The sequence below is a fragment of the Okeania sp. SIO2F4 genome, assembly GCF_010672385.1.
Lineage (GTDB): Bacteria > Cyanobacteriota > Cyanobacteriia > Cyanobacteriales > Microcoleaceae > Trichodesmium.
The window spans coordinates 1-11,128 of the sequence record NZ_JAAHGT010000253.1 but is presented as its reverse complement, the minus strand read 5'-3'; the positions used below and the strand labels follow the sequence as shown (position 1 = coordinate 11,128).

Below are 11,128 nucleotides of genomic sequence, written 5' to 3'. Positions count from 1 at the left end.
AAATTGTGGAAAGGTTGATGACTAAGAAAGTAATTGCGATGGCAGTTTCGGCAGTTTCAGGAAGTTTAGCCATCACCTTTCCTAGACTAAATCCTCTTTTTGCTTGCCCGAATTTACCCTCAATATTATTCCGTAATCTTTCATCCCATTGAGCTTGTTTCTTCTGTTTTTTATCAAGATTTTTTGGTGGTCTTCCCAATGGAGGAACACTCATTCTAATCCCTTTTTCAGTACAGAATTTTCGGTTTTCTCTTGTTCTATAAATTTGCAAAGCCATGAACTGACTCTGGATAATGACCTGTGTAGTTTTTAAATTCTTCAACTTGAGATATTAAATCTCCTGATTCATTATAGTTATCCCAACTTATGGTTAAAACCGTTCGGGAATTGAATATAAGGAATATTGTCTTTGTTTTCCCCTATCCAAGGGGAGGCTTCAAGGCGCGAATTATTTAATTATTAATTATTAATTTTTCGGGAATTATTAATGATTAATTATTAATTGTTTAAAGGTGGATTTTGCGGAGCGATCGCTGTTTCTATTTCTGATTTTTCAGTAGTAGCTTGAATTGCATCTAGTGAACTTTCTACTGGTTTTGAAATTGACCCATTACTACTAATAATTAGTTGAGTTACTTTTGTAATTAAATTCTCTAATTTTCCTTCATCTAATAAAGAATTTATCAATGTTAAGCCACTTGTAGATAACATCAATTTACTAATATCTTGAGCACCATTACCATTGTTACCATTAGCACTAGGAAAAGCATAAATTTTTGCATCTCCTAAAATTCCTGGTTGTGGTGCTAGTGCTTTAACTATTTCTGGTAATCGATCTATGAAGCTAGGACCTAATTCTGTGAAAATTTGTGCGATTCTGTTGGCATCACTCATTGCATTTTCAGCCTCTACTTTAGCTTCAATACCTTCAGCTTCAGCTAAATCTTTATCACGGTTAGCTGCTGCTAAAGTTTTCAAAGATTCTGCTTCTAAATCTGCTGCTTCTCTAGCAATTTCTGCTTGTCTTTTTCGCCGAAAAACATCAATTTCTACAACATTTTGTTCAGAAATACGATGTTTTTCTGCTTCTTGTTCAGCTACTATAATTGATAACTTTTGTTGTCGTTCTGCTTTTTCTATTTCTGCTGCAGTAGTTACTCCTGATTCTGCTTTAGCTTTTTCTGCTTCTGATATTAAACGCTGTTGTTCTTTTTCAGCTATAGCAATGGCTGCTTCTTGTTGAGCAATTTTTGATAATCTTTCTGCTTCTGCTACTTCGACTTGAGCTTTGAGGCGATTTGAATCAACCATTTGTTGGCGAGTTATTTCTGCCATTTCTGATTCTTGTTTTTGTAATGCTTGAGTAACTTTGAGTTTTTTATGTTGTTCTTCTAGGGCAATATCTGCTTCAATTTGACTTTGTTGAACTGCTAGCTTTTTCTTGATTTCTTCTTCTTCAATTGCCTTTGTTTGCAATATTTGGTTTCGTTGTTCGTTGGCAGCTTCAATATCTTTTGCTTCTTGAATTTCTCTGGCTCTTTGTGCTCTTAAGGATTCTAATTCTAGTTGTTGTTCTAGTAGAGCAGTTTCTTGTTCTTTTTCAATTTCGAGAGCTTGTTTTCTGGCGGTTAATTCTTTTTGTCTAATTGCTATTTGGGTATTTAATTCCAACTCTCTTCGTTCTTGTTGTGTTATTAGTTCTACTTCTTGTTTTTGTTTGATTGATTTTTGAATTGTTTCGGTGCGTAGTTTGACACCTTGAGCATCAAAGAAGTTATTAGTATCATAAGTGTCACTTTCTTCGATTTCAGAAATAGCAATATTATTGAGTGTTAAACCAACTTTTTTTAGGTCTGGTTGAATCAGATTGAAAACTTCATCTGCAAACCCTAATTTATCAGAATCAATTTCTGCTAAGGTTTTCTTTTTAGCTGCTGCTCGAATTGCATCATCAGCACGTTTTTCTAGAGCATCTTTAATATCTTCTGGAGAAATTCTTCCTTGCTTTGATAATCTAGAAGCAGCAGTTTTTACATCTTGTTGATCGGCGTTGATACAGACATAAAAAGTAACTCGCATATTTGCCCGAAGATAATCTTTGGTTCTTACTGCTAAGTTTCCAGTACGTTCTACATCAATAGAAATTTCTCGCATTGGAACTCTAGTAAGTTCGTGAAAACCTGGTAGTACGATACAGCCACCATATAAAATTACAGAATTCTTTTTTGCTAAAAAGCCACCTGTTCTGACAAAAGCTTCATTGTTAGGAGTAATTTGATAAACTCTTGTATAAGCCCAAAATCCTAATAGTAATAAGAAGATAATTCCGACAATTCCGGCAGCAGTTCCTCCTAAGAGAAAAGTGCTATTATTTTGGGAAAACTGAGCGAGTGTCGGCTGTATACATATATTTTCAGATAAAACAATTTCTTTAGGTTTAGGTTGTACTTCCTTTGTGATAATTTCCTGACTGGAAATTGATGGTAATGATTCAAGAAATGTTAGCCAAAATAACATGATTTTTTTCCCTCTCAATGTTTTATTCTTGAAAATTGACTAGGCACAAAAATCTCTGATTTTTGAATTTTATTTATGACCAAGAAATAAGATTAATAGCCACCTCAGTAAAGGGGATAAAAAAGGAGATTTCAGATTTCAAGCCTCCCCCTTCACCCAGAGATACTGTTAACGCAGTTCCTCCGTAGGAGGCTAACTGATAACTGACAAGAATTTATATTCCTGCATGAAAGTAAGTTATGCACAAAATCATAAATAATTTTGAGAATATCAAGGTTAGTACCTAGCTCGCTCCATCAATAGGTGACCAAAAAATAAGGTCTCAAGCCTCCCTTTTTAAGCTATCCCTGATCAGGAACTCCTGAAAACCTTGTGGGAGGGTGGGGAGAGGGGGAAGAGACGGAAGAGGGGGGAGTAAGAATCTTGTCTGAATTTATTAAAAAAATGTAGTTTTCAATACACTTTTCTCAGGAAAAAGCCTCTCAAATGCTTATCCATAACTTGTCTATGCGTGTCAAATTTTATGTTAAGAAAGATGTTTATAAAGCATAGCTTTTTAAGGGGATGAAAGAAAGAATCTTCAGTATTTCAATCCCAATGGTGAGCGCCAGAGGAACTGATAACTGATAACTGATAACTGATAACTGAAATGACCCTGTAGCAACACTCCAATATACTAATCACTTCCAGCTATAATTTTGATTTATAGACTTCTTGCAGAACTGAAAGTTAAATAAACTACAATATAGCAATCCGCACATAGGTTGCGGGTAATCAAAAAGTAGATAAAAAAACTGAAACTCCCGTCTGTTGCCTCTTCCCTGTTAAGCGTTCCCTAAAAGCGGTAAGATTTTTATACACAAATAAAATAGGATTACTATACAGAAATCATCTATTACTCTTACTTTTTACTTCTGACAGAAGTTTAATCTTTATTTTTACTAGAATTAGATAACCATCTATCTCGATCTACACTATCTTTAGCTATAACTAAGTAACTTTTAGTCTGACGATCAATCACTATAATTTTTTCTCCTCGATGAGGAATTTTAGTTGCCCATGATGGTAAATTAGCATTAATAGTTACTAGGTTTTTAGCTGTATCAATTACATCTACTTGTGCAATTTTTCCTTGATTTTCTTTAGGGACTAATGTAGAAGTAACAGTACCAATACATCCTAGAAGACGATCGCTACTCACATCTTCTCCAAAAGATTGAAAGAAAATTTTTCCGATCGGTCTCGCAATAAAACTACCTAAAATTAGGCTCAAAATCATTGAAGCAATAAATACAGTTACCCCGAAAAAACCATTAGGAATACCAAACAAAATATTCAAAGTCCAACCAATCAAACCCCAAAAACTTAGGTCAGTTGCTAATAACAAAATCAGTGGAACTTGACCAATACCTAACCACCCTAAAGTTTCTAAAGATTCAACACCATTATCACTGTCAATATCTATGTTTTCCTCTCCTAAACCTGTAGAAATTACAAACAGGAACATTAAGATTCCTGCACCGAGGAGTATCCAGTAAGGTAAGTTAGCAAAATTGAATAGCATATTCTCAAATTCAGGGTCAAGAAGTAAATTTTTTCTACTTTCCTTCATTCTTCCTAATATTTACCTAAATTAATTGTCAAACGACTAAACTTTGACAACTTAGCAATTAGGGCAATTACTTAATAACTATAGCAATCCGCGCATAGGTTGCGGGTAATCAAAAAGTAAATAAAAAAACTGAAACTCTTATCTGTTGCCTGTTCCCTCTTCCCTGTTCCCTAAAAAGCAGTAAAATTTTTGATACGAATAAAATAGGATTGCCACAGATATTTCTTTCCTGATTATTGATGTAATAGACATCTCCATCAACTAAATTTTAGCCTAGGAATTACAAAGGTTCGAGATTAATTTTCCCAGAGGTCTAATATTTATTTAAGTTTATACATATAGCAATTCTCAGCTTTGAGTCAGGTACAAAGTTCTAGGTTTTAGAGAATACCTTAACAGGGAAAAGAAAATTAAGAAAAATAGGTATACATCACAAAAATTGAGAAAAGCTATAGCAATTCTCAATAGATTTTCACAAGTTAAGTAATAGAAAAATTCTATAAAGCCACCATTAATCCTAATTTATGACTCCTGATTCCTATGCCCTATAACAGAAAATAAAATATAATTACTATATTATCTACAGTAGTCACAATACAATTAGAAATAGATAAAATTTAATAATTGTTAACTATGAAATTAAAAAGATTAGGCCATATAGCTATCTGCGTCCAAGACATTGACAAAGCAGTAGAGTTCTATAAAAATCTGGGCATGGAAATAGCCTGGAAAGATCCTGACTGGGCATATCTCAAAGCAGGAGATGATGGACTGGCACTTTTGAGTCCTGGATACGAGCAAGCTGGGCCACATTTTGGGTTCGTGTTTAGCGATCGCTCAGAAATGGAAATGGCCTACAAACAGCTCCAAGCCCAAGAAGTACAAGTCTCTCCAGTCCACGAACACCGAGATGGCACAGCTTCTTTCTATGGCAGAGATTTAGACGGTAACTGGTTTGAATACCTCTACGAACCAGCAACTGTAGTTGATAATTAGATCCCTATTTGACACCTAATAGTGATTTTTCATAGTCCAAATAATATGGACTAAATTCGCTGTACCTTAGATTTTTGTAGCTTTAATTTGGGCTAAACGAGTCCCACAAAATTTAATTGATCGAGTGTGTCTATATGAGGAGAGGATAAGAAAAAACTGTTTTTGCAATAATGAATACTCTCATTGAATACAAGATATGAAACTTTGTTGAAGATAATATGTTATTGATGGGTATATTGTAAAATAGATATTTAGCATATTTTTCAAAATCTATATAATTCAGAAAACTGTAGTATCTCAAAAATTTGATCGACTTCTGTATCAGATGATAGGATAATTTAATTGAGTCAAAATAGATATTTAAGGATTATTAAGGAATGTCAGCAGCACAACCAGTAACCGATAGTAGTTTCCAGGAAGAAGTGCTTAATAGCGAGCTTCCAGTTTTAGTAGATTTCTGGGCACCGTGGTGCGGGCCATGCAGGATGGTTGGTCCTGTAGTTGAGGAAATTGCATCACAATATGAAGGACAAATAAAAGTAGTTAAATTAAACACGGACGAAAATCCAAATGTAGCAAGCCAGTATGGGATTCGCAGTATTCCTACCTTGATGATTTTTAAGGGAGGCCAAAGAGTTGATATGGTGGTCGGTGCTGTTCCCAAGACTACATTGGCTCAAACTTTAGAGAAGCAGCTAAAATCAACTGAATGAATGAGTTGACAAATTTTCAAACGAATTATGTAGAAAGTTTTTAAATCATCGTAAAATTTCGGTAAGCGGGAAAAGTGCCAGTTTTAACGGCTGGATGGAAGCGACTAGACGGATTTTAATCCGTAGTCAAAAAAATGTATACAATGAACTAATAACTTAAAAAGTAGCCTCAATGGTCTTTGACCGGAGAGAGTAGTGGCAATTGGCACCGCCTAGTGGACTGCTGCTGTATACGTACCACGGTACGGTACTGGTAATGTGGTTGTTTCGAGCAATGTGAAAATCGTGGCTTGAGCCAGATTTACAGCTCCTCTGAAGAATCCATGCGGATTTATCCCATGGAGTGTCAATCTCTGTATTTATACAGAAGAAAAGTCAATATTAAGGGATTACTAAGGAATGTCAGCAGTACCAGTAACTGATAGTAGTTTTAACCAACAAGTCCTTGAGAGCGATCTTCCAGTTTTAGTAGATTTCTGGGCACCGTGGTGCGGGCCATGCAGGATGGTGACTCCTGTAGTTGAAGAAATAGCAGAGCAATATAAGGGAAAAGTAACAGTAGTTAAACTGAACACGGACGAAAATCCAAATGTAGCAAGCCAGTATGGGATTCGCAGTATTCCTACCTTGATGATTTTTAAGGGAGGCCAAAGAGTTGATATGGTGGTTGGTGCTGTTCCCAAGACTACATTGGCTAACACTCTAGAAAAGTACCTTTAATTCACTGGTCGTTTAAACTTAATAACGGGCTACCTGAAGTTCGCCAGGGTGTTTTAACCCCTGGTTGAACAAGCAGACTGGATTCCTATACTACGTAACTTAACTATAATAAAATAAAATCAGTGACATGATGAACTTTATCTATAGCAAAGAAAGGGATTCTTAGATCTGATTTATAAAGTAAATATTAAGAGTCTGAAAATCCTGTTAGACCAGGGTTTAGCTCCTCATAGTTCAGTAAGCCTAAATTCCTCAGAGCTAGGTGAGATCAAAGTTTTCCTGGGGAATACTGTTCAAACATCTAAGTTTATTAATTAGCTCTGAGGATATAAAACAGAAGTGTACCTAAATTTTTTACAAAAAGAGCGATCGCCACTAGACTAAAAAATACGGTTTCCTTTCCTGCGGAATGCTGTGCAAACAGATAAGAGCAAAATTCATAAGGTATGAAACTATTAGAGTAGCTCTTCAGATTATAGAACTGCCAAAAAAAATCCTTAACGGAACTGTATTGGACTAAAAAAAATAGTCTTCTATATTGTCAGTTATAGCTTCATCCATATACACCAGTCACTGACTCAGGGAACTTGAGCAATTATCCTCGCTAGCTTACTGTTAATATATATTGGGAATTTATGTGGCAACACGCAATAATTACAGGTGGTTCTAGTGGTATTGGTAAAGAAATCGCTAAACTATTAGCTAGTCAAGGAACCAATATATCAATTATCGCTCGTAATTATCAGAAACTAGAAGCTGCAAAAGTCGAAATAACTGCCAATGTGGTTAATCTAGAGCAGAAAATTATTACTATTTCCACCAATGTTGCTAATAGATTAGAAGTAGAAAATGCCATTTACCAAGCTACGAAAGAAATAGGTGTTCCAGATTTATTAATTACTGCTGCGGGTATTTCTTATCCTGGTTATTTTCGGGAGTTACCAATAGAAATATTTGAAGAAACAATGGCAATTAATTATTTTGGTTCCCTCTATTCTGTGCGTGCTATTTTGCCAGTAATGGAACAACAAAAAAAAGGGCAAATAGTGATGATTTCTTCTGGCGCTGGTTTGATAGGAATTTATGGTTATACTCCCTATTCTCCTAGTAAGTTTGCTATTCGAGGTTTAGCAGAATCTTTGCGGGGAGAGTTGAAGTTATCTGGAATTTCTGTTTCTGTAGTTTATCCACCAGATACAGATACGCCACAATTAGAGGAAGAGAATAAAACTAAGCCTTTAGAAACTAAGTATATTACTGCTACTTCTGGATTATGGAGTGCGCCAGATATGGCAGTTGAAATATTGCGGGGAGTGAGGAAAAAAAGTTTTGTAATTGCTCCTGGTTTAGAAATGACTTTGTTAGATAAATTGCATAGTTTATTAGCTCCAATAATTCAGTGGTATATGGATTTAATTGTGATTAAAACTCTCAAAAAAGGTTGAATCAATTTTTAGTAGAGAAAATTCCGGAATTTTTAAGCATAGATAAGAGTATTTTCTGTGGAATAGCAATTGTAGTTTTAGCTTAGGTGAGCGATCGCTTCTAGAGTTGATCAAGAAGAAGACTTACACATTTTTTATTTTTATCGAAAAATTAGGGTTTAAAGCCTCTCCTTTCAAGGAGAAAAAAGATTGCTTTTAACCAATCCTCTTCTTTTTAAGAAGAGGTAATTATTAATTAATAATTATTAATTATTGAACACTACTTATGTATAATTTTATCATTTTATCTATATGCTTAATTTTCCTGCCATACTTTTCTAATACATCATCTGTGTAACCTGGCATAGCTTTTAATACCTGAAGATGATAATTTTTTAGATACTCTTTATACTTATTCTCAAAATCAGTTAAAAACTGGGAATCTTTGTCATACTCAATAGTTTTTTAAGAGTATTCATTGAAGTAGCAGTCAGCACTCAGCTAGCCTCTTTCAGAGGAGCTGCCTCTTACAGAGGAGCTGCCTCTTGCAGAGGAGCTGCGCTAACGCTAACGCTAACAGCAGTCAGCTTATTCAAGGTGTATAATGGGGGATTCTTTCCCCCCACGCAAAGCGCACCACTAATTTTTTCGCTCCTCTTGTGGGGGACCGTTACCCTCGAATTGAAGAGCGCTCCAGCTAAATGCGCTCAAGCTGATAGCTAGTTAACTCTTCCTATTGTGGATTAAATCCACAACCACTCTTGATTTCCTAAAATTTTTCCTCGTAATATTTTATACAATTAAAATATGGTTGTATTGGATAATAATACAGCTACATAGAAAATATTCTGTTTGATACATAACGCACAAAATTTACCACGCTCTACTTATAGCAGTTTTCATTAACATAGAATACAGCTATTAGGTCTGTAATTATTAAACTTCAAACATACTTATATTTTGTCTGTAGTCAACATGAGTGAAAACCGCTATAATTGCTATATAGCAATCCTAAATCATTTGTGAAAATTTTTAGAATAGTTAATATTAACGGAAAACATGAGCAAATTATGACTCCTGACTCCTGACTCCTGACTCCTAATTACCACCAAAATATTACAACTGAAATAGGATTGCTATATCTAGGTTTTAGCAATTATTTCAAGTATTTTTGCTCCTCAATTTCTACAAGCTTTACAGAGTAGGGGTATTTGCAATTTTTTACGTTATCAAGCGACAAGTCCAGTGCATAATCTTTTGGTCTTTGCTCAAGTGGAAAAAATCAAAAAATGACCATCAAAAGTATTATGAATTGTGTTTTAAATTCTATTCTAGGAATAACTCTAACTATTGCAATATTTAGTATTCCTAAGTCTAATACCCAAGCTCAAGTTACCAATTTTGATAATTTTTTTGATTGGTGTAATTAAAAAGATAATATTTCACCAAAAGCTAAACTTAATGCAGAAGCAATTTTAGTAAAATTTGGTACTAATAATTGTTCTCAAGCTACTCAAATAGCATCTCTTACTACTAGATTAAACCTAATAAGCAGACAAATTTCAAATGTTAAACCTATAGCTTCTTTGCCTAATTTAACTCGACTGGTTTTACACAATAATCAAATATCAAATCTAACTCCTTTAGCATCATTAACAAACTTAGAAAGACTCTACCTAGCTCAGAACAAAATATCTGATATTACTCCTATAAAATCACTCACAAAATTACAAGAACTAATTCTTTCAAACAATCAAATTTCTAGCATTAGTCCCCTAAGCTCACTAACTAAACTAGACCAACTATTCCTTTCTAGTAATCAAATATCAGATATAACTCCTCTGAGTTCATTAACTAATTTAACTGAACTTAATTTAAGTCGCAACCAAATTTCTGATATTAGCCCTCTTGCTTCACTAACTAATTTAACTGAACTTAACCTCACTAACAACCAAATATCCGACATTACAGCACTTGCTTCTCTGAAAAAGCTAAATGCCATAAATCTTAATTCCAACAAAGTCTCTAATGGTAATACTTTGTTGTCTTTACCAAATTTAACTGAGATTTACATTCACAATAACCCAGTTGCAAAACAAGTTTGTCCTAATAATCTAGATGCAATTTGTTTCTGAAATTAAGGATAAAACTGAAATCATATCATGCCAGAGTAAATTCTTATTCAGAATAATTTTTATCTAGTTGTTTGATTGTAATTGGAGCACCAATTTTGGGAAGGGCAAACTGTTTAACCTAAATTATGATATAAATTTACGATTCATTTTTTTATGACCTGATTATAACCAGAAAAATATTGGTTTCAAACTCTAATATTGACATTAGGAGTATTACTTTGTCAGGGACATATTTTCTACAAAGTTTTCATTAACAATATTAATTTTTATTGCTAAATCTAACTCTATTTAAATAATAGAGATGCAACTAATAATCTGATTATTTATTTAATTTTCTCATCATTTTCATCACTTCCAGATAATCCTCATTTTGTCCTTTTTTCTGATAGATATCAGCAGCTTTTTGAAAGTCATTTATCCCTCCCTCATAATCTTTAATGAAATAACGAATCATACCCCGATTATAATAAGTTTTAGCATCATTAGGTTCCAGTTTAATTGCCTCTGTATAATCATCTATTGCTTGCTGATGATCCCCTATTTCATAATTAGAAATACCTCGATTATGATAAGCATCTGCATCTGTAGGATTAATCTTGATAGCTTCCGTAAAATCAGCTATCGCTCCATAAAATTCCTGAATTTCATAAAGACAAATACCTCGATTATTATAGGCATCTGCATCTTTAGGATTAGCTTCTATAACTACAGTAAAATCTGTAATGGCAAGTTGATAATTTTTCATCACATGGTAAAGACGTCCTCTGTTATGACAAGCTTTAGGATTAGTAGAATCAATTTTAATCGCAGCAGTAAAATCATCAAGTGCTCCCTGATAATCTTCTAAACGGGAACGAGCAACACCTCGTTGATTTAAATAGGAATAAGCTTTATCGGGATTAAGTTTGATTGCTTCAGTAAAGTCAGCGATCGCCTCGTGATAATTTCCCTGTTGAGAGAGTATTTTGCCTCGCTGGTAGTAGACATGACCTTGATTTGGATTAACTCTGA

Annotated in this window: 9 protein-coding genes and 1 pseudogene; 6 read left to right on the top strand and 4 right to left on the bottom strand. The window is 34.2% G+C overall.

Features of this window, described 5'->3' with window-relative positions; translation table 11 throughout:
- The 3 genes and pseudogenes from F6K22_RS17180 to F6K22_RS17170 all read right to left on the bottom strand — a co-directional run.
- Nucleotides 1–368, bottom strand: a pseudogene (locus tag F6K22_RS17180) (transposase); the annotation flags it as partial.
- Nucleotides 369–498: 130 nt separating this feature from the next.
- Nucleotides 499–2,517, bottom strand: coding sequence for a flotillin family protein (locus F6K22_RS17175; RefSeq protein WP_293100182.1), 2,019 nt, complete (start codon nt 2,515–2,517; stop codon nt 499–501).
- Nucleotides 2,518–3,442: 925 nt separating this feature from the next.
- Entirely contained in the window at nt 3,443–4,129 is a 687-nt protein-coding gene (locus tag F6K22_RS17170) for an OB-fold-containig protein (protein ID WP_293100179.1), read from the bottom strand.
- Nucleotides 4,130–4,762: 633 nt separating this feature from the next.
- Here F6K22_RS17170 and F6K22_RS17165 point away from each other — a divergent pair.
- The 6 genes from F6K22_RS17165 (at nt 4,763) to F6K22_RS17140 (ending at nt 10,117) form a co-directional block, all read left to right on the top strand.
- Entirely contained in the window at nt 4,763–5,125 is a 363-nt protein-coding gene (locus tag F6K22_RS17165) for a VOC family protein (protein ID WP_293100177.1), read from the top strand.
- 377 nt (nt 5,126–5,502) lie between these two features.
- Nucleotides 5,503–5,838 carry a thioredoxin gene (trxA, locus tag F6K22_RS17160; RefSeq protein ID WP_293100175.1) on the top strand — a complete coding sequence of 112 codons (336 nt, stop codon included), beginning with the start codon at nt 5,503–5,505 and terminating at the stop codon, nt 5,836–5,838.
- Nucleotides 5,839–6,237: 399 nt separating this feature from the next.
- Nucleotides 6,238–6,558 carry a thioredoxin gene (gene trxA, locus F6K22_RS17155; RefSeq protein WP_293100172.1) on the top strand — a complete coding sequence of 107 codons (321 nt, stop codon included), beginning with the start codon at nt 6,238–6,240 and terminating at the stop codon, nt 6,556–6,558.
- Nucleotides 6,559–7,193: 635 nt separating this feature from the next.
- A complete protein-coding gene (locus F6K22_RS17150; protein ID WP_293100169.1) occupies nt 7,194–8,003 on the top strand; it encodes an SDR family oxidoreductase in 810 nt (269 codons plus the stop codon).
- A gap of 1,268 nt (nt 8,004–9,271) precedes the next feature.
- Nucleotides 9,272–9,412 carry a hypothetical protein gene (locus F6K22_RS17145; protein WP_293100166.1) on the top strand — a complete coding sequence of 47 codons (141 nt, stop codon included), beginning with the start codon at nt 9,272–9,274 and terminating at the stop codon, nt 9,410–9,412.
- 9 nt (nt 9,413–9,421) lie between these two features.
- Nucleotides 9,422–10,117, top strand: a complete 696-nt coding sequence (locus F6K22_RS17140; protein WP_363273767.1) for a leucine-rich repeat domain-containing protein — start codon at nt 9,422–9,424, stop codon at nt 10,115–10,117.
- A 319-nt stretch (nt 10,118–10,436) separates the two neighbouring features.
- Here the strand turns inward: F6K22_RS17140 and F6K22_RS17135 are convergent.
- Nucleotides 10,437–11,128 (bottom strand): tetratricopeptide repeat protein (locus F6K22_RS17135; protein ID WP_293100161.1); only part of this gene is annotated, 692 nt, incomplete at its 5' end.

Coding starts and splice junctions, on each gene's coding strand:
- F6K22_RS17175 (WP_293100182.1), bottom strand. CDS start 2,517: ATGTTATTTTGGCTAACATTTCTTGAATCATTACCATCAATTTCCAGT.
- F6K22_RS17170 (WP_293100179.1), bottom strand. CDS start 4,129: ATGAAGGAAAGTAGAAAAAATTTACTTCTTGACCCTGAATTTGAGAAT.
- F6K22_RS17165 (WP_293100177.1), top strand. CDS start 4,763: ATGAAATTAAAAAGATTAGGCCATATAGCTATCTGCGTCCAAGACATT.
- trxA (WP_293100172.1), top strand. CDS start 6,238: ATGTCAGCAGTACCAGTAACTGATAGTAGTTTTAACCAACAAGTCCTT.
- F6K22_RS17145 (WP_293100166.1), top strand. CDS start 9,272: ATGACCATCAAAAGTATTATGAATTGTGTTTTAAATTCTATTCTAGGA.
- trxA (WP_293100175.1), top strand. CDS start 5,503: ATGTCAGCAGCACAACCAGTAACCGATAGTAGTTTCCAGGAAGAAGTG.
- F6K22_RS17150 (WP_293100169.1), top strand. CDS start 7,194: ATGTGGCAACACGCAATAATTACAGGTGGTTCTAGTGGTATTGGTAAA.